General features: G+C 53.0%; 21 protein-coding genes. 9 read left to right on the top strand and 12 right to left on the bottom strand.

The window, feature by feature from the left end; all coding sequences use genetic code 11:
* Positions 1–45: 45 nt before the first annotated feature.
* The 7 genes from AC4OVU_RS22780 to AC4OVU_RS22750 form a co-directional block, all read right to left on the bottom strand.
* A complete protein-coding gene (locus AC4OVU_RS22780) occupies positions 46–699 on the bottom strand; it encodes an EcpB family pilus assembly chaperone (protein ID WP_110292775.1) in 654 nt (217 codons plus the stop codon).
* 6 nt (positions 700–705) lie between these two features.
* Positions 706–2,304, bottom strand: coding sequence for a fimbrial adhesin EcpD family protein (locus AC4OVU_RS22775; RefSeq protein ID WP_023302845.1), 1,599 nt, complete (start codon positions 2,302–2,304; stop codon positions 706–708).
* On the bottom strand, positions 2,282–4,876 hold the full coding sequence (locus AC4OVU_RS22770) for a CS1-pili formation C-terminal domain-containing protein (protein ID WP_040117024.1): 2,595 nt from the start codon (positions 4,874–4,876) through the stop codon (positions 2,282–2,284). Before AC4OVU_RS22770 ends, AC4OVU_RS22775 begins: the two co-directional genes overlap by 23 nt.
* A 6-nt stretch (positions 4,877–4,882) precedes the next feature.
* Complete coding sequence (locus AC4OVU_RS22765) at positions 4,883–5,560, bottom strand: EcpB family pilus assembly chaperone (protein WP_015570085.1); 678 nt, start codon at positions 5,558–5,560, stop codon at positions 4,883–4,885.
* Between the two features lie 45 nt (positions 5,561–5,605).
* Entirely contained in the window at positions 5,606–6,229 is a 624-nt protein-coding gene (locus AC4OVU_RS22760) for a common pilus major fimbrillin subunit EcpA (protein WP_003860995.1), read from the bottom strand.
* Between the two features lie 256 nt (positions 6,230–6,485).
* Complete coding sequence (locus tag AC4OVU_RS22755) at positions 6,486–6,926, bottom strand: hypothetical protein (protein WP_258364702.1); 441 nt, start codon at positions 6,924–6,926, stop codon at positions 6,486–6,488.
* An 18-nt stretch (positions 6,927–6,944) separates the two neighbouring features.
* Positions 6,945–7,382 (bottom strand): hypothetical protein, encoded by a 438-nt coding sequence (locus AC4OVU_RS22750; protein ID WP_491928790.1) that lies wholly within the window; start codon positions 7,380–7,382, stop codon positions 6,945–6,947.
* A gap of 53 nt (positions 7,383–7,435) precedes the next feature.
* On the opposite strand from AC4OVU_RS22750, the gene AC4OVU_RS22745 reads away from it, so the two are divergent.
* Complete coding sequence (locus tag AC4OVU_RS22745) at positions 7,436–8,416, top strand: IS5-like element IS5 family transposase (protein WP_000019403.1); 981 nt, start codon at positions 7,436–7,438, stop codon at positions 8,414–8,416.
* Positions 8,417–8,523: 107 nt separating this feature from the next.
* Here the strand turns inward: AC4OVU_RS22745 and AC4OVU_RS22740 are convergent, their stop codons facing one another.
* The gene (locus AC4OVU_RS22740; RefSeq protein WP_491928789.1) at positions 8,524–8,955 is read right to left on the bottom strand and encodes a winged helix-turn-helix domain-containing protein; all 432 of its coding nucleotides are present in this window, start codon (positions 8,953–8,955) and stop codon (positions 8,524–8,526) included.
* Positions 8,956–9,329: 374 nt separating this feature from the next.
* Here AC4OVU_RS22740 and AC4OVU_RS22735 point away from each other — a divergent pair, with 374 nt between their 5' ends.
* From AC4OVU_RS22735 to AC4OVU_RS22720, 4 genes are read left to right on the top strand one after another with little or no spacing between them, the layout of a single operon-like run.
* Entirely contained in the window at positions 9,330–9,914 is a 585-nt protein-coding gene (locus tag AC4OVU_RS22735) for a fimbrial protein (protein WP_017383657.1), read from the top strand.
* Between the two features lie 52 nt (positions 9,915–9,966).
* Complete coding sequence (locus AC4OVU_RS22730; protein WP_015570089.1) at positions 9,967–10,659, top strand: fimbrial biogenesis chaperone; 693 nt, start codon at positions 9,967–9,969, stop codon at positions 10,657–10,659.
* A gap of 15 nt (positions 10,660–10,674) precedes the next feature.
* A complete protein-coding gene (locus AC4OVU_RS22725; protein WP_110293057.1) occupies positions 10,675–13,167 on the top strand; it encodes a fimbria/pilus outer membrane usher protein in 2,493 nt (830 codons plus the stop codon).
* A gap of 15 nt (positions 13,168–13,182) precedes the next feature.
* Positions 13,183–14,247: a fimbrial protein gene (locus AC4OVU_RS22720; RefSeq protein WP_491928788.1), complete on the top strand. Its 1,065-nt coding sequence runs from the start codon at positions 13,183–13,185 to the stop codon at positions 14,245–14,247.
* 6 nt (positions 14,248–14,253) lie between these two features.
* Here the strand turns inward: AC4OVU_RS22720 and AC4OVU_RS22715 are convergent, their stop codons facing one another.
* Positions 14,254–14,889 carry a LuxR C-terminal-related transcriptional regulator gene (locus tag AC4OVU_RS22715; protein WP_047364899.1) on the bottom strand — a complete coding sequence of 212 codons (636 nt, stop codon included), beginning with the start codon at positions 14,887–14,889 and terminating at the stop codon, positions 14,254–14,256.
* Between the two features lie 570 nt (positions 14,890–15,459).
* Here AC4OVU_RS22715 and AC4OVU_RS22710 point away from each other — a divergent pair.
* Both AC4OVU_RS22710 and AC4OVU_RS22705 read left to right on the top strand, forming a co-directional pair.
* Positions 15,460–16,080 carry a LuxR C-terminal-related transcriptional regulator gene (locus tag AC4OVU_RS22710; protein WP_110292831.1) on the top strand — a complete coding sequence of 207 codons (621 nt, stop codon included), beginning with the start codon at positions 15,460–15,462 and terminating at the stop codon, positions 16,078–16,080.
* Positions 16,081–16,155: 75 nt separating this feature from the next.
* Positions 16,156–16,836: an EAL domain-containing protein gene (locus AC4OVU_RS22705; protein ID WP_047364897.1), complete on the top strand. Its 681-nt coding sequence runs from the start codon at positions 16,156–16,158 to the stop codon at positions 16,834–16,836.
* 33 nt (positions 16,837–16,869) lie between these two features.
* Here the strand turns inward: AC4OVU_RS22705 and nlpA are convergent, their stop codons facing one another.
* Together nlpA and AC4OVU_RS22695 are read right to left on the bottom strand one after the other, a co-directional pair.
* The gene (nlpA, locus tag AC4OVU_RS22700; protein ID WP_020480549.1) at positions 16,870–17,670 is read right to left on the bottom strand and encodes a lipoprotein NlpA; all 801 of its coding nucleotides are present in this window, start codon (positions 17,668–17,670) and stop codon (positions 16,870–16,872) included.
* 229 nt (positions 17,671–17,899) lie between these two features.
* Positions 17,900–19,399 (bottom strand): MDR family MFS transporter, encoded by a 1,500-nt coding sequence (locus AC4OVU_RS22695; protein ID WP_015570095.1) that lies wholly within the window; start codon positions 19,397–19,399, stop codon positions 17,900–17,902.
* A gap of 78 nt (positions 19,400–19,477) precedes the next feature.
* Here AC4OVU_RS22695 and AC4OVU_RS22690 point away from each other — a divergent pair, with 78 nt between their 5' ends.
* Positions 19,478–20,125, top strand: coding sequence for a TetR/AcrR family transcriptional regulator (locus tag AC4OVU_RS22690; protein ID WP_017383663.1), 648 nt, complete (start codon positions 19,478–19,480; stop codon positions 20,123–20,125).
* Here AC4OVU_RS22690 and AC4OVU_RS22685 read toward each other — a convergent pair.
* Entirely contained in the window at positions 20,122–20,541 is a 420-nt protein-coding gene (locus AC4OVU_RS22685; protein ID WP_032646705.1) for a GNAT family N-acetyltransferase, read from the bottom strand. The genes AC4OVU_RS22690 and AC4OVU_RS22685 overlap by 4 nt on opposite strands.
* 185 nt (positions 20,542–20,726) lie before the next feature.
* Here AC4OVU_RS22685 and AC4OVU_RS22680 point away from each other — a divergent pair, with 185 nt between their 5' ends.
* Positions 20,727–21,296 carry a TetR/AcrR family transcriptional regulator gene (locus AC4OVU_RS22680; RefSeq protein WP_000104919.1) on the top strand — a complete coding sequence of 190 codons (570 nt, stop codon included), beginning with the start codon at positions 20,727–20,729 and terminating at the stop codon, positions 21,294–21,296.
* The last annotated feature ends 53 nt before the right edge of the window (positions 21,297–21,349 follow it).

Below are 21,349 nucleotides of genomic sequence, written 5' to 3'. Positions count from 1 at the left end.
GCATGATGCTAAAGGCTAATTTCCTTTTATGAAGGAAAGCGGTTGCTACGGGCAGGTGGTAAGCGGAATGATTTTATTGCCATAAATAATCATCCGCCTTGCAGCCTGCCGGGCATTATCTATTTCCAGCCGTTGCCCCGGCGGAATATATTTTGAATTGTTGTATTGCGTACTGCACCCTTCCGAGGAAACATATTTAAAATAGGTATTCCCGGTATTACTCACCACCCCGTTGCTAAACGCATAATCAAAATGTCGTGTCCATGGACGGACAATCAAAATAGCCTCAAGCGAGACCACCACATCCGACTGGATGCGCTGGCCTTTGCGCGTGATAACCTTTGCCTGGAGCGGCGTCTCGGTGAATTTTACGCGATAGTATCGCTCTTTGTTGTCATGCGGGCCGGTATAATAAAATTTAAAACCCGCGCGTTCACCGCTCCCCAGCGTTAATTGCTTAGGCGAATACATGACTTCGCCGTCTTTTATTTCGGTTTCTTTTCCCTTCTCTTTAGGAACGTCTACCTGAATAAGCGAAACGGTATAATTCTGACGCTCGCTGGTATCGTTTTTTATCGGCTGAAAAACAACTTCTCTTTCGGGAAGAAAATCAATACTCAGACTTTCGATAATTAAAGCATTTGCCCCTGTGGAAATGAAGCAATTTATTGCAAAAATAGCCAGGAATTTTCCAGTCATGGTTGATTAATTCCAGGATGCGCTAACATCTATTCTTCCCTGCGCGGTCACTTCGCCAAACCAGCTATTTCCGTCATAGGTGGTTTTCGATACCGGATTATCCATAACGAACTGGAGGATCAGCGGTGTTTTCCAGAGCCACATATCGGTCACGCCGGAACTCATTTTGTCCCACTCTTCCGCATGGGTGGCCGGCGCCGGGATCGACAGTACTTCGCCTTTACAGTTGTGCGCCATCAGCGTCTGGCTTTTCCCCACCAGCACGTTGCCCGGAATGGGAACCGTGAAACCGTTGCCGCTAAAGGCGCAGTAGTCCACCCCATTCAGGCTTTGGGTAGGCCCGGTGACTTTTACCGTGACCGCAATCGCCGCATCTTTTTGCGCCCCGCTGTAGGTGATGGTGTAGGGGATCTCAATGGGCGCTTCGCCGATAATGCCTTTCCCGGAGCCGCCCAGACCGTCAGGATCGAGGGTGTAATCCGGGTTGTCTGGCACAATCTCCAGCCCGGGCTCGATAGGGTTAATCACCAGGCCGCCCCCCGGCTGGAAGCAGAAATCCGCCGCCAGCGAGCTGTTGCCGGGCGTCAGACACAGGCTGACGATATTGCCAATGTTGCTGCCGTCCCCCGCCTGCGCCACGCTCAGAATTAACGCTTTCGGCAAAAAGATTTTAAGGGACGCTTTGCCGCCGTTTTTCTGCGGCGCTGCAAGGAAGGTGTTCGCCAGGACACGCGTATCGCTCAGGATACCGCCGGAGATACTGTACCAGGTGTTTTCATCGAAGGTCAGCTCGGCGGCAAGCCCGGTGCCGCCGCTCATGTGCGATTGCAGCACGCTGTTGACGCGGGAAGAGGTGAGCGCCAGCCCCCCGTTGTAACCGGAGATATCCTCCCCAACAAACGTGTATTCGAGCAGGTCGCACAGGACGCCAGAGACCGTGTTGCGGGTGTATTTGGTGCAGGTGGCCCCCGTTGATCCATCGACAATCGTCACCTCACCGCTGATCGGGTCAATCCCCAGGTTAAGCGCCCTGGCGTTGGTCATGGTCAGCGTGCCCACCTTGTGAAGCGTATTGGTGGTGGTCACTTTGTTGATGGAGCTGATTTGCGGCGTGGAGGTGATGGTCACTTCATCCCCTGGCGCGGCGTTGAGCAGATAGTTAAAGAACGGATCGCCCAGTACCCAGCGCCCGTATGACGTGCCGGGCTCCATCACCGGCGGCTTAACCACCATCGACGTGTCGGTATAGCTGGTCGTCGGGGTGTACCCCGTGTTGCCGCAGGACGAGGAACACGCCGTCCCTTTGAAGAACGGAGAGGCGCTGGAACCGGTCACCGAAAAGTCGATGGTCAGCGCGCTGCCTGCCGGACCGCTGTAGCTGTTGTCCGGGATGTAAGTGGCGATACCGTTATTCGTTTTCGCACTCAGGGTCGGCCACTCGCGCGAACCGTGTAAAAACGCGGTCGACGTGCTGTTCAGACTAAACAGCCCCGCGCTGTTTCCCGTCCCGTTATTGTCCGGGTTATTAATGGCGAAATAGGGCAGCTCCTGCGCCTGGGCCGCCGCGCTCATCAGCAGTAAATTAAGAGCGAATATCTTTTTCATCGTCACGTTCCTGCGTTCCTTTTGCTTCCTGCCAGACAAAATCGCCTTTGTCGCAGGAGATGTCCCCGAGCCACAGCGCACCGCGGTTAGACTCGATGTCCAGGCGCACTTCGCAGACGCTGTCGTCCGGCGTGGCGATACTCAGGACAGGGTTGTTCTTATCAACGTCGATCACGAAGCGTCCGTCGTTTTCCGTCCGGGTCAGCCCGACATGGTTTTTGATCTGCATGGCGCCAACCGGGGCCCCGTTTGCATCCACAAGACGACCAAACAGGGTGACGATTTTCTTCACCTGCGGCTTCATCACCACGGTATTGCCCGGATAAACCGTGATATGGCGACGCGCATTCGCGCCAATCTCATAGCTTTCCGTACCGGTTTCACTGTTCATCACTTCCAGGTCATAAGCCTGGTATGCCGGCAGCGACAGCCAGGTTTTATCCCCTTTGATGCGTTCTGCCCGGCCGTTAAGCTTCAGGGTCAGCGCTTCATCAGATTTGAGACCGGTACTGACAATCACCCCTGCGCTTTCGGTGCCTTTCCCGGCGGCGATGGCCTCTTTGGACCAGCCCACGCTGCCGTCACTGGTCAGCGTGGAGTTCCAGCCTTTACTCATGCCGCTCTGGACGCTGAGGATGTTGCTGTTCCACGGCGTGTCGAAGTTCACGCTGCCGCCGCCGCTTACGCTGCGATCCTGGCGGCTGTTAAAGGCTTTCGAGACGTTGGCGGTAGCCGATTTCAGGTAATCGCCCTCAAACTGGCGGCTGGCGCTGACGTTCAACGCCGTGCCGGTATCGCGATTGTGGGAAACGCCAACCGACACGGTATTGCCGAGCGGTATGGCGAAATCGAGCATTACGTAACGATCTTTCTCTTCGTAATACCCGTCGTATTTGTTGCGCGACATCCCCACCCGCAGGCGCGCCGTACCGTAGCGACCGGCGTATAACCCCTGGGAGTAGTCCAGCTGATAGCGTTTATAGCGATAGAGGTCGTCTTCCTGACGCATCAGGCTCAGGTTGCCTGCCGAGGGCAGGCCGAATGACGGCAGGCTAAAGGAAGCGCCCCAGGTGTTGCCCTTGCTCTCATAGATATCCAGGAACTTGCCGCTGGAGAGCTGTTCATGGGAGTACCACACCGAGCCGATCTGCCACGGCAGGCTGAGATTCGCCCCATAGTTGGCGCGATACGTTCCGTCGGAGGCGGCCATGGTCTGGGTATTCACCGAGAAATAGCCCGTCAGGTTCAGGGAGGCCCACAGCTCGCTGACGATGTGTTCCCGCATCATGTAGGTAGAGGCGTTCCAGTCGACCATCCCGCTGCGCTTGCTGAACGAGGCTCCCACCAGCGACATGGTGTCTTTATGTTTGGTGTCGTAATCGTAGTAGTAGGTGTTATCCTGCTCGTTTTTGCGTTTCGCGTATTTTTTATAATTGACGACGGATTTATCGCGGCTATACATCCCGCCCCACATCTGCCAGCGCAGCGTTTCCGACACGTTGCTGGAGAACGGTTTATTTACGGTGTACATGCTGCGCGACACGGTGCGGCTTCCGCTCACCACTTCAACTTCGACGCTGTAGATCCCGTAGGGCAGGCTGCTGGTGTCAATTTCATGGTTGCCGACGTCAAAGCGCTGAATGCCGATAAGCTGCCCGTCACGGCGAATACGGGCCTCGCCCGCCGTGGGGAAATAGACCACCACCGGCGTCAGAGAGAGCGTGTTGTCGCGCTTGCGGGAGTTGGCCTGGTTGCCCATGGAAACGCCGTAGACTTCCCCGCCTGAAATCCCGCTGACGCTCGCCAGAGACTGCATCGCCCAGCCGTTCAGCATGCCCGCGGCGTAGCGCATCCCCTGATAGTCGCGCTCCCACATAACCGCGTTCATCTGGGTATCGCTGCTGTTCTCGTTGACGTAGCCAGAGCCGTCGATCAGCACATGATCGACGCCCATTGAGATCCAGTTTCTCGCGTTCAGATAGCCCGACGACCAGCTGTCACCGTAGCCGCTCTCGGTGTGATACGCTCCGAGGTTGTAGGAGAACGTGCCGCTCAGGTCGTCAGACTCCGGCGCATCAATGTCCACCTCACGCGGGCGAATATTCACCCCGTAGTCGCTCTGCGACAGATTCAGCAACAGGCGCATTTTTTTCTGATCCAGTTCGAACGCCGAACCCGCGCTAACAGGAATACGCATCTGGTCATCAAACTGCTTATCGTTAATGCTTTGCAGTAACGCCCGCATCTCTTTTGACAGACGAATGCCGTTATCAGACTCCTGGACCTGAACATCCCTCAGCCCCAGCTTCAGATCTTTTGCAAAGAGCGTCACGTCACCGATACGAACATATTCGCTCGCCGTGCCTTCGTGGTTCCCTTGTTGTGCTGAGTGTGGACGCGTATTCACCAGATAGACGGGAATTTTGATCCCCTGCTCCAGCAGTGCATAAAGCGAGTCGGGAAAACGGTAATTAGCGATAACCACGGAGCTTGAGGCTGCATGCGCAAGCGCGGGCAGCGTGCCGGATGCGCAAGCCATCATCACCGGCAACACTAATTTATTTTTCACCATGCATCCTTACTTAACAGGAATGAACTGTTTCAGGTCCCATATTCCGAGATGAAAATGGTTATCCGTAACGTTGATATCCTCGATAGCGCGCGAGGTCTCTGGCATCAGGTAGAAGTTTTTGCTACACGGCGTGCCGGGGGATTCCGGATTCGGCTTCAGGCAGGTCCCGGTCGCATTGACGCGAAACGAGGTGTTCCCTTTATTGGTTATTTTTCCCGCCACATAGACGAAATCAATCTTCTTATCCCGGGGCTGAACCACCAGAATGGTGCTCACCACCGCACGCGTCATCCCGGTGCCGTTTTTTGGCGAACCGCTGTCCACCTCTTCGCTTACCCCTTCATCCGTGAAGGTAATGCGGTAGTAACGCTCTTTGTTATCGGCGTTCCCGTGATAGTAAAATTTGACAATATTGCTGGTACCGGCGGGCATTACCATGCGCGTGGGCGTCAGCAACAGTTCGTCCACTTTCTCCGGATTAATGACGATCCCTTCATCCATTGGGCTGCTGATCCGCTGTGCGCGAACAGAAACAATACGCACGCTGTCTGCTTCGTTTTTTATTTCCTTGGCGGTGGAGTCAGCATCCGCAGAAATAATGGTGGTGACTTTTCCCACATTAATGGCCAGCGCGGAGGAAGAGATAAATAATAAAAATAAGAAGGTGGATTTGAGGTTAAACATGCTATTTCCCTAAACAGGGGCTTGCGCCCCTGGATCGATCAGGCCTTAGCCCCAGGTTGCGCGGAACGCAACAGACACGGTCCCTTCCCACAGGCTGTTGGTCAGGTCTTTGAACTCTTTCGCAGTACCCGCGTTGTCCTGAGCGGAGTCAACGTAGAAGACGAATTTGTCCTGGCCGGTAATTTCGGTATCTGCCGCCGCGCCTGCACTGGTGGTCAGGTTCCACAGGCCAGAAGAGACGCCGGTGTTAGAAGAAGAATCAACCAGCGTGGTCCATGCGGTCGATTTCGCCCCCACGGTGCCACCGATAGAGCCCAGGTCGTTACCGCCCCAACGCGCACCCACTTTCAGCTTGGTCGCTTCACCACCCACGCTGAACAGCGTGTTGTTTGAATCGTCGAGGATAGCTTCGAGTTTGAAGCTGGTCGCCGTAGAGTGATCGCCACGGATAGCCACATCAAACAGACCGGTATCGGTGTTGAAAGATTTGGTATTGGCGCTGTAAACGAAGTTCAAAGCACGCGTTGGCGTAACAACCAGATCGGATTCGCTGTCTTTGGTCGCGGTTGCCTGCCAGGTGGCAGAAGCCGTCGTTTCAGCTGCATTAACTGCGCTCAGGGCAGAAACAGACAGCAGGGAGCCCAGAACGATAGCGTTCAGTTTGTTCATTTATTTAGTCCTTCAAAAAAGAATCCACGTGTATAAAAAGGGGAGCCCCTTTTTCGAGGCGGAGTATAGACAGCCGCAAAATAACGAGGCAATACAGAAAAATTCACTCGACGGAGAGTAACAATAAAAATATAAATAAATTTCTCGTATCTTATTGTTACGTATTGAGTAAATTACTCAATTTCCCGAGTAATAGATAAATATCGATTTTTCAATAAAGAGAAATATCAGGACGTCGGGACAGCCACACACATCATTACAGGCAACACCAGCCCTTAATTAACCACGCATGTTTTTTTACGCTGGTAATATAGAAGAAGTTGATATTATCAAGTAACATTTCGTTTACAACGCCATCCGGCGCCGCATCATCTTCAGATTTATTCAGCTTTTTATCCTTAATATAAAAGATATTGCTGCCGTCGACTTTTTCCACGCTGAGCGTGTAATTTCTGTCAATCAGGTAGCTTTTGCCCTCTTTCTTGAGTACGCCTTTATGAATAACCGTCACAACATCTTTGTTGTTAAACAGGAAAAGCGTGGTTAGCGACATATCGGTTGACTCACCCGTGGAATAGGTTTTCCAGGAAATGGTATCTGACTGGCAGCCAAACCCCTCATCCTGCGTTCTGGTAAAATAGACCCATAACAACGCGATGACAGACAGCGCCAGTACGATACTGAACAGTACACTCATTTTAGTCCTTGACATATTTTAACTCCCGGTCAGGCTTCTGTAAGAAATGCAGTTCTTATAATCGTCGATACTGTCCTGCTGATAACAGATGGCCAGGAAATAATTTTCTATCTGCGACTTTTTAAACCTGGAATAGTAAGCATCTGCAACCTGATGTTGACAGTCGATATGTTGACTGGCGATGACCTCTTTTACGTGATTAAAGTAGTGCTGTCGCGGCTGATACATATTCTTATCGATCAGGTATATCGTACACCTGTCCACTTTACCGAGCAGATGCATATCAGAATCTTTCAGGCTCTCGGCATAGGAATCCCGCTGGTGCAACAGTAAAACAGCGGTGCCGGTAACAATAATCAATAATAACGTGCAGAGAGAAATAAAGAGTCTGTGCAGCGATATTATTTGTTTAGGCGGATCGGCATCTTTCTTATGCGCTAGGGAAGGTGCGAACAAGTCCCTGATATGAGATCATGTTTGTCATCTGGAGCCATGGAACAGGGTTCATCATGAGTCATCAACTTACCTTCGCCGACAGTGAATTCAGCAGTAAGCGCCGTCAGACCAGAAAAGAGATTTTCCTCTCCCGCATGGAGCAGATTCTGCCATGGCAAAACATGGTGGAAGTCATCGAGCCGTTTTACCCCAAGGCTGGTAATGGCCGGCGACCTTATCCGCTGGAAACCATGCTACGCATTCACTGCATGCAGCATTGGTACAACCTGAGCGATGGCGCGATGGAAGATGCTCTGTACGAAATCGCCTCCATGCGTCTGTTTGCCCGGTTATCCCTGGATAGCGCCTTGCCTGACCGCACCACCATCATGAATTTCCGCCACCTGCTGGAGCAGCATCAACTGGCCCGCCAATTGTTCAAGACCATCAATCGCTGGCTGGCCGAAGCAGGCGTCATGATGACTCAAGGCACCTTGGTCGATGCCACCATCATTGAGGCACCCAGCTCGACCAAGAACAAAGAGCAGCAACGCGATCCGGAGATGCATCAGACCAAGAAAGGCAATCAGTGGCACTTTGGCATGAAGGCCCACATTGGTGTCGATGCCAAGAGTGGCCTGACCCACAGCCTGGTCACCACCGCGGCCAACGAGCATGACCTCAATCAGCTGGGTAATCTGCTGCATGGAGAGGAGCAATTTGTCTCAGCCGATGCCGGCTACCAAGGGGCGCCACAGCGCGAGGAGCTGGCCGAGGTGGATGTGGACTGGCTGATCGCCGAGCGCCCCGGCAAGGTAAGAACCTTGAAACAGCATCCACGCAAGAACAAAACGGCCATCAACATCGAATACATGAAAGCCAGCATCCGGGCCAGGGTGGAGCACCCATTTCGCATCATCAAGCGACAGTTCGGCTTCGTGAAAGCCAGATACAAGGGGTTGCTGAAAAACGATAACCAACTGGCGATGTTATTCACGCTGGCCAACCTGTTTCGGGCGGACCAAATGATACGTCAGTGGGAGAGATCTCACTAAAAACTGGGAATAACGCCTTAAATGGCGAAGAAACGGTCTAAATAGGCTGATTCAAGGCATTTACGGGAGAAAAAACGGCTCAAACATGAAGAAATGAAATGACTGAGTCAGCCGAGAAGAATTTCCCCGCTTATTCGCACCTTCCCTAGCGTATCGAATGCTTCAGAAGCAGATTCTTCGCTAAGCGTTGAAATAACCGGCGGCCTGACCGTGTGGTGTTCAATATGCGCGGCAAGGCTAAATCCCTTGCCACGTATCGTTTTTATCAGTAAAGGGTCGCAGCCTAATGTACGAAATGCTTTTCTGATTTCACTTATGGCAACATTCAGACTCACCGAAGAACCAGAGAAACCATGATCCTCCCAGACCTTCTTTATCAGGTCGTCTCTGTCGAGTGTTTTACCATTATTGATGATAAGTTCATAAAGCAGACGACCCGCCTGGTTAGATAACTTAATGGATGACTCTTCCTCTCCATTAATCATGATCATACCGGTGTCGACTTCATAAAGCATTGTAAGATCAATGAGATACTTCATATTATTATTACGCCATTGTTAAATTTTTGTGCATTTGCCAGGCAATAATAAGTCTAAAGTTTGTGTGGTCAAGTCGCGTGATATTAATTGAGAGATGAATTCATAAAGCTTCATTAATTAACGATTATTAAAGCATTAATAAAAATCTTCGAACCAACGCATTTAGGTTAAAACATTAAAAAAAACATACTGAAAAGATTATAATCTTAAACTTTATAAGTTGTTGGAATAATGTTTTGTTATGTACTTTTTTAGTGCAACATAATATCGTCAAAGCATTCTCCCGAGTCGCCATGCGTCTAGCCGGTACATCAGGGACATGTGTAGCCGATTAACATTCATTTTAAATAACACAAATCTTCATGGAGTTTATCATGTTCAAATCGATCATGACCGTATCACTGCTGGCCGCCGCTATTGCCTCTACCAGCGCAGTGGCCGCAGACAATTCGGCGGGTGGTATCATTAACTTTACCGGCGCTATTACCGATACAACCTGTACCATTAACGGCGGTAAAAGCGCGGACTTTACCGTTGCGCTTTCCCCTATTTCGGTAAAAGATGCGGGCACCACGGTTGGCCTGATCACCCGAAATAAAAAATCTATTGCGCTGACATTCTCTGGTTGCTCACCAGCAGCCGGAACGACCGGTACCCCGCTGAAAGTTTATTTCTCCAGCGCGGATAATATTTCCACTGACGGTAAATACCTGCTGAATAACAGCGTGAACGAAAGCGATGCCAGCGTGGCACGTAATGTCGGCTTTGCGTTAGTGGAGCCAGGTTCGTCTACGCCTATTACCCTGAACCAGCCTTACACGACAAATATTATGGGTACAGCGACCGCGCCAGATTCCGAAACGCTGACGCTGGACGTTTATTACTATAAAACAAACGCCGCTGCCGCCACCGTGGGCGAGTTAAGCTCCAACGTAACGTATACCATTTCCTACCTGTAATAGTGATTATTCAGGCTCTGTTTTCGCAGAGCCTGTATTTAAGGTTGCAATCATGCGCAAGGCAATTTTGCTGGCAGGCTTACTGCTAAGCACGGGTCACTCATGGGCCAATATTGTCATTAATGGCACCCGTGTCCTTTATCCTGAAAATAACAAAGAGGTGATCGTCCAGTTAATGAATACGGGCGATGCGCCGGCTCTGGTACAATCCTGGATAGATGACGGTGATATTAATTCCACGCCGGAAACAGCCAATGTGCCGTTTCTGTTGTCGCCGCCGGTGATAAAGGTTAACGAACATAATGGTCAACAGCTTCGTATTAAAAAGCTGCCGTCCAGCTTGCCTGCGGATCGCGAATCCGTCTTTTTCCTGAATGTCCTCGACATTCCGCCCAGACCTGAAAATCTGCAAAACCAGAATACCGTTCAGCTGGCGATTAAATCCCGTATCAAACTTTTTTATCGGCCCGCTGCGCTGAAAGGCACGCTGGATGACGCGGTGGCGAAACTGACGCTCGCCGCCGACGGCGATCGCTTTCGCATTACAAATAACAGTCCGTTCCATATTACGGTCGCCAATATTTCGCTGGGTAAAACGAAATTGCTCCAGGAGTCCCCGATGGTTTCCCCGTTTGGGCAGCTGACGGTCGCCGCCAAAAATACGGTTAAGCGCGGACAGACCTTCCAGCTGATGTATGTGGACGATCTTGGCGCGTATAAAACCCGGACTTTCACCAGTCAGTGATCGGAAAGACTCACCATGAAAATGAAACAAAACAGACTCTGTCTGCTGGCAGTCTGCACGCTTCTGCTTTCGCATAAATCAGGGGCCGTCTCGTTTGATCCCTCCCTGCTTGCTGGCGCATCCGGTGAGTCCGATTTGTCTCGCTTTTCCGAAAACAACGCCATGCCTGCCGGCAGTCAGGAGATGGATATCTACGTAAACGGCAGCTGGAAGGGACGTTATACCGTCATCTACGGCGAGCAGCGTGACGACATCCGCCTTGCCTGGAAAGATGCCCGGTCGCTGGGCATCAACACCACGTCCGTGCCTGCGCCCGCCATTGCGCACGGGCAGGTTCAGCTGCGCGATCTGGTTCAGGGCGGTGAAGTCAAAACCGATACCAGCACCCTGAGTCTGGCGCTTACCGTTCCGCAGGCGGCCGTGCTGCGTACTGAAGAAGGTTACATTGCCCCCCAGTTCTGGGACGAGGGGATACCGGCGCTGATGCTCTCGTGGAACACGACCTGGTATAACACCCGCGCGAAAGGCACTGCGAAAGACACAAATGATGATTTTTATGCCGGGCTGGATTCCGGCGCCAACCTGTTCGGCTGGCAGTTTCGCGACAGCAGCGCCTGGCGGAAAACCGCCAGCGGAGAGAGTAGCTGGCAGAATAATACCCGCTACCTGCGCCGTCCCCTGGCCTCGCTGAAATCCAACCTGACGCTGGGTGACTTTTATATTCCTGGCGATCTGTTTGATTCCCTGCGCGTGCGCGGCGTGTCGCTGGCGTCGGACATGAAGATGCGCCCAAATTCACAGCAGGGTTTTTCACCAGTGGTTCACGGCGTGGCACGGACGAACGCCCTGGTGAAAGTTATCCAGAATGGCAACGTGATCTATCAGGAGAACGTGCCGCCGGGCCAGTTTACCCTCGACAGCATTCAGCCTACCGGCTCCGCGGGCGATTTGCTGGTGGTGGTGCGTGAAGCGGACGGTTCACAGCAGTCCTTCACGGTGCCGTTTTCCGCCGTGCCCGGGATGCTAAAAGAAGGGGTGAGTCAGTACAGCGTGGTGGCGGGTAAAGTGCACCAGAACACGCTCGATGCCGAACCCGCATTCATGCAGGCCACGCTGCGCTACGGGTTTAATAACCTCATCACCGGGTATACCGGGACGATTATTAGCGATAACTACCAGGCCGGGCTTGTCGGTACCGGGTGGAACCTTCCCTTTGGCGCGGTCTCGTTTGATGTCACCCACGCCAAAACCACCCTACAGGATCGCACCAGCAGCGGTCAGAGTTATCGCGTGTCGTACAGCAAATTTATCGATACCACCGCCACCAACTTCACCCTGGCAGCCTATCGCTATTCCACTAAAGGCTATTACAGCTTCAGCGACGCGCTCTATTCGCGCGAAGGGTATCAGCGCCTGAGAGCGCAGTACGACGACTATGAAGATCGGTTTGGCGTCGCGCCCGACATGTCGCTAAGCACCTGGGACGCCCTGCGCGCGGCGCAGCCCAAGAATACCTTTACGCTTAACCTTAATCAGCGCCTGCTCGATAACTGGGGCACGGTGTTTGTCTCCGGCACACAGCGCGATTACTGGAACTCACAGCAAACCACGCGCGAATATCAGATGGGCTATTCCAACGCCATCGGCCGCGCCAGCTATACCCTGTCGGCCAGCCGGGTACGGAACAGGGACAGTGAAGAAGAGACGCGCCTTTACCTCTCCCTCAGCCTGCCGTTCTCGCTGTTTGATAATAATGCGTGGATCACCTCCAGCCTGACGGCCAGCGATTCGCATTACGAACAGAGCAATATCAGCATGAGCGGAAACGCGCTGGCGTCGAACCGCCTGAGCTACACCCTCTCCGGCAGTAATGCGCGGGGGGGTAAAAATGCGGCAAGCGTTAACGCCGCGTACCGTTCGAACTTCGCGACACTCTGTGGCTCTTACAGCGAATCCTCCGACTACCGCCAGACCGGGCTCAGCGGACGCGGAAGCCTGGTGGCCTACCCGTGGCACGTTCTCGCCTCAAACGAAACCGGCACAACCATGACTATCGTCGATGCGCCAAAGGCGGAGGGGCTGATGGTGAACGGCGATGAAAGTATTATGACGAACCGCGATGGCGTGGCGCTGGTGCCTTACGCCACCCCGTATCGCAAAAACGCCATTACGTTAACCGAAACGGAAAACAGCGCAGGCGCGGAGGTGATCGGCAATATGGCTAACGTGGCGCCTTACGACGGGGCGGTGAGCTATATCCGCTTCGAAACCGACAAGCGCCAGTCATGGGTACTTCATGCGACGCGCGCCGACGGCAAACCGCTGCCCTTTGGCACCGAAGTGCTGGATGAACACGGTGGATCTGTCGGGTATGTCGGCCAGGCCAGCGTACTGTATATCCGCGCTGAACAGCCGCCACGCACGCTCAACGTGCATCTCCGCGGCGGGAAGTGCGAAATCTCCTCCCCGGCCTGGGGGCTGAACAGCCCCTCATCGGTTTGCCATTAATTACGGATTATCAAAATGTTACGATCATTCATGTTCCTGCTCCTCACCAGCATTAGCGGGATGAGCTATGCCACCTGCTCCGGCAGCAGCATCGTTTATGGCACACCGATTACCATTGATTTATCGGATAAGCTGAGCCCGGCCACGCCCACATGGACCGGCAGCTTCAGCACCCAGTACAGCGGCTCGTTCAACTGTACGACGGGTAACAGTGAATTTTCTTACACGCCGATCCTCTCGACCGACAGCAAATACGCGACCATCCTCGGGTTCAGCAACAACAAGTATATGGTGCGGGCGGAGATCACCAATCCCCCGGCCAATAAAACCCTGTCTACCAGCGGTAGCCATACGGCGTCTGAGCTGAACACACCGTTTACGGTTCGCTTCACCCTCGTTAACCAGAGCGGTACCACCCTGACGGGGGATACGGCGAACATGAGCGACGTTCTGTTCGTCAGCGACATGAGCGGGTTATCCATCTGGGAAATCATCACCTGGCCAATCAATCAGGTCATCAAGATAGCGCAGTGGTTATTCAGCGGGTTCAAGTGGCCTTACGACAACCGAGATATGTTTGGTCAACCGATGATCATCAAATACGCGCCGAAACTGACTACCTGTTCCTTTGATAATGCGGGGCTGACCGTGGCGCTGCCGACGCTCGGCATTCCCCAGCTCAGTGCATCCTCACAGCCGGGGCTGACGCCTTTTTCACTGAACATGAGCTGTCAGAACGTCGGGGTTAATGGCAATTCCGATCGGGCAATTGAGATGTTTCTGTCCAGCACGCAGCTGCTCTCAACCGACAGCTCGGTGCTGATCGACAGCAGCAGTAGCGCGGCGCAGGGCGTGGGGCTCCGCCTGATAAAACGTGACGCCCCGCAAACGCCGGTGACCTTCTCTACCTCAACCACCAGCCGTGGCAACGCCACGATGATTTTCAGCGTGGCGGCTGGCGCGGCGCTGGACGAACATTTCACCCTTCCGATGGCGGCGTACTATTACGTGTGGGCGCCCGCCCAGGTGAGCCAGGGTAAGATCAATACATCGGCTACGCTGAATATTATCTATCCCTGATGTGAACTATTCCTCCATCTTTCCAACCGCTTGCACATACTTAATCAGTTCGCTGTGGTTGGAAAGATTCAGCTTTTTCATTGCATTGTGTTTCTGTGTCGCAATGGTACTGACCGAACGGTTTCGATGACGGGCAATCTCCGTCGTTGAAAATCCTTCCACGATAAGATGAAGCACCTCCCACTCTCTGGCCGAGAGGATGGAACGCGCCCGGGAGCCGGACCGCATTACCCGCCTGAGCCACGAAGAGATCGACGGTTTTTGCCCGTCCGCCATGAGCAACGCGGGTAATTCCTTTTTCAGTTCAGTCAATTCATCCTGCTGACTGATGGTTAATTCAAATTTCATCTCCAGAACTTTTTTTAACAGCCCGTAAGGCAGCTCGGGCACCAACAGAACACGCCTGACGTGATGGATTTTACATAAAGATGTAAAACGGCTGCTGACCTCCGCACTCCACTCTTTATGATTAAGCAGATAATTAAATTCAGTGAAGAAAACATCCACGTTATTATCCGCCACCGCCGCCAGCGCCTGTTCAGTGGAATCGACCTGAGTAATGTTCAGTACGTAATCGGGTAAAAGATCATGGAGCGCCCGGAATATTATCTCTTTAAATATATTTATTTTGTAAAACACCATTACCCTTACGATACGTTCAGTATTATTCATGTCTTTTCTAAATTCTCGTGACCGGAGGAAAATGATAATAGTTTATGTACTCACCACTCACAACCTCTTCGCGCCAGGATTTTATCCTTCTCAGGCTTAAAAATCTGAACAAGGACATTAAATTCATAGAAAAAATTCTATTTTATTCTGCACGCCGTTTCCCCTCGCAGATAAAGCCCTGTCGATAATCCTGCCACGATCACAATTTTTCTTACAGGAACAGCAGTAAATCACTGAAAAAGCGGTGGATTAACCCCATTAATCAACTACCTAACACTTAATATCCACTCCTTTACAGAATAAAAACCTGTCATGAATATTATTAGAAGATTAAAACAATTGCATATACCATTAAAACCATTTTTCAATTTTATCTTCCGCTAATAATTGGCTTCAGCTTTACTCGACGGTTTGTATTGGCTTACATTGATGCCATCGCATCGCGTTATTTAAAAAAGTGCTCGCTATTCTTTTAATAAGAGAGTGCGAACCGCCATTTTCTCTTATATGGACTGTTTACTCAGCGAAAGGAGAATGCCAATGCAAAATAAAAAAACAATTCACGTTGCCGTTGTTGACAGCTGCGAATTCACGATGATTGGCCTGCAATCGCTTGGAAAGCGTGAGCCTGATGAAAAACACAACGTTATTTTCCATGGATTTACCCATATCGAAGAACTTGCTTTGAGTGAACAACTCTTTGATATCATCATTTATGATCCGTTGAATACGCGTCATTTCCGGGTGACGACGAATGACGACATTCTCTGCATAAAACAGAAACAAGTGACGGCGAAGATCTATATCTATTCGTTATCCGCCGGCTATTTGAAATTTAAACATGTTGATGGAGTCATCAGCAAAAGAGTCTCCCTGGGGGATATCAAAGCGCTGTGGCAAATACTGATGAGCCAGACGCCGCAAGAGTCTGGCCGTTATAACGTAGGCATGACGACCCGCTTACGCACCCCGGCGAGGCTGTCCAGCGAGGAGGCCAGCGTATTGCGCGGCTATTCCTGTAATCTCAAAACCAAGCAAATCGCCCGCCAGCTGGGGTGTAACGTCAGGCTGGTTTACTTCTATAAGAACAACGCCATGAACAAGCTTAAAGCCGTGCGTGGCCCCTCGTTTTACCAGAGCATTCGCTGGATCCTGAATTAAGAATTTGACCGTGTGTCGTTTGCCTTTTGTTCCCGTGTCCGCGGGAACCTTTTTTCATTTCCTGAAGGCTGTTCCATGTATACCGTTCTTCCCTCTCCCCTGTTGCAACGTATCTCAGGGCTGCGATTCCAGCCGCTTGTCGATCTTCATTCGGGCCAGGTGTTCGCGCATGAAGTTCTCGTGGAGATCCATAACGTCAATCTTGAGGTGCTGTTTGCCTCGCTGCCCTCGCGCAGCGCGCTGCAAATCTTCTTCTGGCAGGCCAACACCCTGTTACAGATACCCGCCCGGGACGCTTACTGGCTAAACCTTCCGGCAGAACACCTTCTCGACGAACGCGCTATCCGGTTGTTGCTGGCGTTACGCCATCAGCAGCGGTTAACGATTGAAATTCAGGATCCACTCACCATCACACGGCTGAGCGAGGCTGAGCAACGTCGTCTTCATGCCACGCTTGTTCGGTTAAAAGAGGCGGGATGGCAAATCTGGCTGGACGATTTAACCCGGGAGTTGGCTGAGGCGTTCGCGCGGCTTGCGCTGCCGCTGGATGGGGTAAAAATTGACCGCTCAGCGCTGCGCGAGCGCGCGCCGCTTGCCCCGTTTGTACAGGAGGTCAGGGCAGGTATCGCGCAATCAATTCTTATAGAAGGCATCGAAAACTCGCGGGATCTGGCGCGCGCCCGCGCGTCCGGCGCACAGTCTGGTCAGGGTTTTCTGTGGCCCGAAAGCCGAACCGATGCCCGCGTAACGCTTTGACGGCCAGCGGAGCGCTGGCCTTTTTACCGGGGCTTACCAGCCCGGCACCGCGCCACCGTTAAAAATGGTCTCCGCCGCTTTCGCCACTTCCGGCGACTGATAGGACTGGATAAATTCCTTCACGTTTTCGGCGTCTTTGTTCTCTTCACGCGTGACCACAATATTCACGTAGGGTGAGTTTTTGTCTTCGATAAAGACGCTGTCGTGTACCGGAGAAAGCCCCGTTTGCTGGAGATAGGTGGTACTGATGATGGCCACATCCACTTTCGGATCGTCCAGCACGCGCGGCAGCTGCGCCCCTTCCAGCTCCATAATCTGTAAGTTTTTCGGGTTCGCGGTAATATCCAGCGCCGTTGGCAGCAGGCCAACATCCGGTTTAAGGGTAATCAGCTTCTCTTTTTGCAGCAGCAACAGCGCGCGGCCAAGGTTGGTGGGATCGTTTGGAATCGCAATGGTTGCGCCGTCCTTCAGCTCAGAGACCGATTTAATCTTTCGGGAGTAACCCGCCATCGGGAAGACGAAGGTATTGGCCACGGCGACCAGCTTGTAATTGTGCGCCTTGTTATCTTCTGCGAGGAACGGGCGATGCTGGAAGACGTTGGCGTCCAGTTCGCCCTGGTTGGTGGCATCGTTGGGTAGCAGCGAGCCGCTAAAGCCCACCAGCTCAACATCCAGACCGTATTTCTCCTTTGCCACCTTTTTGGCGACTTCCGCCACGTCCTGCTCAGCGCCATTGATCACGCCGACTTTAATGTGTCTGGCATCATTGCCGCCCTGATCACAGCCCGCGAGCAGCAGGCCAGTCAGGAGAAGCGCACCCAATCGAAGTTTCACGAGACAGTTCCTTTTGATAGACGTTTTGAAGACTATATCGACAACGAGACGGCAGGCTAAAAAACGAAAAGGAATCAGTAAGACGGTTAAGTTATATGCGGCCTGTTGCCGGGTGGCGCTGCGCTCACCCGGCCTACGTGACGGGGGAAGTGTAGGCCCGGTAAGCGTAGCGCCACCGGGCGATGGGCATCAGGCTACGGTAGTCCAGGCGCAAGCAGAACCGCTTCCCTCACGCCTGCCGACGCAGCGGCGCTTCGCGCAAAAACCACGACAGCACAAACGCCAGCACCATAATCCCCGCCGCCAGCATGAATACCGCATGGATCGCCGAGCCGAACGCATCCAGATAGTCCAGACGCAGGGCATCAGGCAGATGGTGTATGGCAACGGGATTAAGTTCGCGCGGCAGTTCCGCCCCTTCCGGCAGCCTGTCGATCAGGCCTGATTGCAGAATATGGGTGAACACCGCGCCAAACAGCGCAACGCCAATCGCCCCGCCAATGGAACGGAACAGCGTCACCCCAGACGTCGCGACGCCGTATTGATCGGCTGACACGCTGTTCTGCACCGCCAGCACCAGCACCTGCATCACCAGTCCCAGCCCCATGCCCAGCACGCCGGTAAACAGGTACAGCTGCCAGGTTGGGGAGGTGATTGAAATGCGCGTCAGTAATACCATCCCCACCACGCCGAGCAGCGTGCCGAGGATCGGGAACAGACGATATTTCCCGGTACGGCTGATGATGCGCCCGCTGATGATGGAGGTGAGCAACAGCCCCCCCATCAGGGGGATCAGCTGCAAACCGGCCTGCGTCGGCGTGGCGTCTTTTACCACCTGTAAATAGAGCGGCAGGAAAGTGACGGAGCCAAACAGCGACATGCCGATAATAAAACCGATCAGGCTACAGAGCAGGAAGCTGCGGTCGCGGAAGAGCGACAGCGGGATAATCGGCTCCCACGCCAGCCGCTCTTCGTAGATAAACCCGGCGATCCCCGTCAGGCCGAAGGCCAGAATGCACCACAGCTGCGGGTCGCTCCATTGGCGGATCGTCCCGCCCTCGGTGGTAAACAGAATGATGCACAGCAACGCCATGCTGAGGTAAATCGCCCCCAGGTAGTCAATCTCATGCTTGCTGCGCCGCGCGCTGCCGTGGAAAACCGCGCCAATCACCAGCAGGGCAAACAGCCCCAGCGGCAGGTTGATGTAGAAAATCCAGCGCCAGGATGCGTGCTGAACGATAAACCCGCCGATCAGCGGCCCTATCACCGTCGCCAGGCCAAACACGCCGCCAAACAACCCCTGATAGCGACCCCGATCGGCAGGCGGGATCACGTCCGCCACGGCAGCCATGCTGATCACCATCAGACCGCCGCCCCCCAGCCCTTGCAGGGCGCGCATCAGCACCAGCTGGGTCATGTTCTGCGCCAGACCGCACAGCGCGGACCCTACAAGAAACAGCACAATCGCGATTTGCAGAACGATTTTTCGGCCAAACAGATCGCCGAATTTGCCGTACAGCGGCACCACGATGGTCGAACTGAGGATATAGGCCGTTACCACCCACGAGAGCTTATCCAGCCCGCCCAGCTCACCGACGATGGTCGGCAGCGCGGTGGAGACAATGGTCTGATCCAGCGCCGAGAGCAGCATCACCAGCAGGAGTGCGCTGAACAGCAGCTTAATCGACGGCGCCTTTTTCGCAGGTTGAGTCATTACGTCGGACTCCATAAGACATCACTTGAAATTAATTAATCGTATAATTAATATTTGTGGAAGTGATGAATAAGATCAAGAGATACGGTGACCATGCCAGCACAAAAGGACAATTCTGAACCCCGCCGCCCCGGTCGGCCACGCGGCGGCAAGCGCGTTACCGCCAGCCGTGAACAGCTGCTGGATATCGCCCTGAACCTCTTTTCCCGCCAGGGGATCGCCAATACGTCGTTGAACGCCATCGCCCGCGAAGCAGGCGTGACGCCCGCCATGCTGCACTACTACTTCAACTCCAGAGAACAGTTGCTGGATGCGATGATTGAGGAGCGCTTCCTGCCGTTACGCGAGCGGATCGGGGCGATTTTCGCCGACAACCGGGATTCGCCGGTGGATGCCCTGACGGAAATGGTCAGGGTGCTGGCCGAACTGGCGGAAAAGTATCGCTGGTTTGCCCCGCTGTGGATGCAGGAGGTGATTGGCGAGATGCCGGTACTGCGCACCCATTTGCAGGCACGCTTTGGCGATGAGAAATATCACACCACGCTGGCAACCATCAAAGGCTGGCAGCAGGAAGGAAAGCTGAATCCGGCGCTGGCCCCCGAACTGCTGTTCACAACGCTGCTGAGCCTGGTGCTGGTGCCGTTCTCCCGCATGCGCAATGACGAGAGGCTAAGCGCCCTCTCACCGGAGATCGTGGTGCGCCACGTGTTAGCCGTGATTGGCACCGGGATCGGCGGTTAAAGATGTTTGGTCAGATAGTGTCTCTGCATTCCCTGATAAGGGTAATCCTGCAAGGACATCTGCACCTGATAACCCTGCTTTTCATAGAACGGGCGCGCCTGGAAGCTGACCGTATCCACCAGCGCGTGACGACAGCCTTTGCGACGGGCCTCCTCTTCAGCCGTTTTGATAAGCTGGCTTCCCACGCCCGTTCCCCGCACGCTGTCGCTGACCCACAGATAGTCGATGTTCAGCCAGTCGCCTTTCCGTACGCCGATTAACCCGCCCAGCATGACGCCATTGTCGTCTCGCATATATACGCCAATATCGCCGCCAAACGACGGCAGATCTAAAAACTGCGCGTTATAGGCTCTTAGCCCCGTTAATAATTCTTCTTTTTCTTCGGCTGTGACATTATCTGTAATGCTCAGATGCATAATTCTCTCCTTATTTTCAGCGCAATCTGAATATCTCACAGCTTAACCTTCATAAAAACTCCTTATTTTCTCCATTGTTTATACCTGGAAATATTCATTCAATATGTAAATAAAAAAAGCCTTTCCAATAGTCTCCGAAAACGTATAATGAGAACGATCATTCTCATTTTTTACGGTAGCCGACAATGAGTACAAAGCTGGAAGAACGACAAAAACTGCGCCAAGACGAAATCATTACCGCCGCGCGCCGCTGCTTTCGCGCCAGTGGATTTCACGCTGCCAGCATGTCGCAGATCGCCAGCGAAGCCAGGCTCAGCGTCGGACAAATCTATCGCTATTTCAGTAACAAAGACGCGATTATTGAAGAGATGATCCGGCGCATTATCGACTCACGTATTGAAGAGATGCAGGGCAAAACCCTGGTTGAAGGGATGCCGCAGGCGCTTGCCTGGCGCCAGACGCTTAACGAAGACGATGACGCGCTGATGCTCGAAATGTCCGCAGAGGCCACGCGCAATCCGCTGGTGGCAAACATGCTGATCGAAGCCGAAGCCCGCATGTTCGCCAATGCCTGTGAGCACCTGAAAAAGCAGTTCCCTCACCTGAGCGATGAGCATATTCGCTGCTGCGTGGAGATTACCGCCGTGATGATCGAAGGCACGATTTACCGTCGACTCACGCCTTTAAAAGTACCATCAGAACAATTAGAGCCTATATACCAGAATATTTTAAATATGATTTTCTCTGCGAAGTAATCGCATGTGAATAATTAGCGGAAATAAGTAATTTCCCTTTTTTCATTTCTGGC

This window comes from Enterobacter sp. 6722112 (assembly GCF_058661685.1).
The sequence above is the reverse complement of the archived record's forward strand: the minus strand, read 5'-3'. Positions and strand labels throughout refer to the sequence as shown.

Excerpts from the sequence above, each read along its gene's own strand:
- AC4OVU_RS22680 (WP_000104919.1), top strand. The coding sequence starts at position 20,727 with ATGAGTACAAAGCTGGAAGAACGACAAAAACTGCGCCAAGACGAAATC.
- AC4OVU_RS22710 (WP_110292831.1), top strand. The coding sequence starts at position 15,460 with ATGCAAAATAAAAAAACAATTCACGTTGCCGTTGTTGACAGCTGCGAA.
- AC4OVU_RS22755 (WP_258364702.1), bottom strand. The coding sequence starts at position 6,926 with ATGAGTGTACTGTTCAGTATCGTACTGGCGCTGTCTGTCATCGCGTTG.
- AC4OVU_RS22740 (WP_491928789.1), bottom strand. The coding sequence starts at position 8,955 with ATGAAGTATCTCATTGATCTTACAATGCTTTATGAAGTCGACACCGGT.
- AC4OVU_RS22730 (WP_015570089.1), top strand. The coding sequence starts at position 9,967 with ATGCGCAAGGCAATTTTGCTGGCAGGCTTACTGCTAAGCACGGGTCAC.
- AC4OVU_RS22690 (WP_017383663.1), top strand. The coding sequence starts at position 19,478 with ATGCCAGCACAAAAGGACAATTCTGAACCCCGCCGCCCCGGTCGGCCA.
- AC4OVU_RS22760 (WP_003860995.1), bottom strand. The coding sequence starts at position 6,229 with ATGAACAAACTGAACGCTATCGTTCTGGGCTCCCTGCTGTCTGTTTCT.
- AC4OVU_RS22770 (WP_040117024.1), bottom strand. The coding sequence starts at position 4,876 with ATGGTGAAAAATAAATTAGTGTTGCCGGTGATGATGGCTTGCGCATCC.
- AC4OVU_RS22720 (WP_491928788.1), top strand. The coding sequence starts at position 13,183 with ATGTTACGATCATTCATGTTCCTGCTCCTCACCAGCATTAGCGGGATG.
- AC4OVU_RS22725 (WP_110293057.1), top strand. The coding sequence starts at position 10,675 with ATGAAAATGAAACAAAACAGACTCTGTCTGCTGGCAGTCTGCACGCTT.
- AC4OVU_RS22685 (WP_032646705.1), bottom strand. The coding sequence starts at position 20,541 with ATGCATCTGAGCATTACAGATAATGTCACAGCCGAAGAAAAAGAAGAA.
- AC4OVU_RS22695 (WP_015570095.1), bottom strand. The coding sequence starts at position 19,399 with ATGGAGTCCGACGTAATGACTCAACCTGCGAAAAAGGCGCCGTCGATT.
- AC4OVU_RS22775 (WP_023302845.1), bottom strand. The coding sequence starts at position 2,304 with ATGAAAAAGATATTCGCTCTTAATTTACTGCTGATGAGCGCGGCGGCC.
- AC4OVU_RS22715 (WP_047364899.1), bottom strand. The coding sequence starts at position 14,889 with ATGGTGTTTTACAAAATAAATATATTTAAAGAGATAATATTCCGGGCG.
- AC4OVU_RS22780 (WP_110292775.1), bottom strand. The coding sequence starts at position 699 with ATGACTGGAAAATTCCTGGCTATTTTTGCAATAAATTGCTTCATTTCC.
- AC4OVU_RS22765 (WP_015570085.1), bottom strand. The coding sequence starts at position 5,560 with ATGTTTAACCTCAAATCCACCTTCTTATTTTTATTATTTATCTCTTCC.
- AC4OVU_RS22705 (WP_047364897.1), top strand. The coding sequence starts at position 16,156 with ATGTATACCGTTCTTCCCTCTCCCCTGTTGCAACGTATCTCAGGGCTG.
- AC4OVU_RS22735 (WP_017383657.1), top strand. The coding sequence starts at position 9,330 with ATGTTCAAATCGATCATGACCGTATCACTGCTGGCCGCCGCTATTGCC.
- AC4OVU_RS22745 (WP_000019403.1), top strand. The coding sequence starts at position 7,436 with ATGAGTCATCAACTTACCTTCGCCGACAGTGAATTCAGCAGTAAGCGC.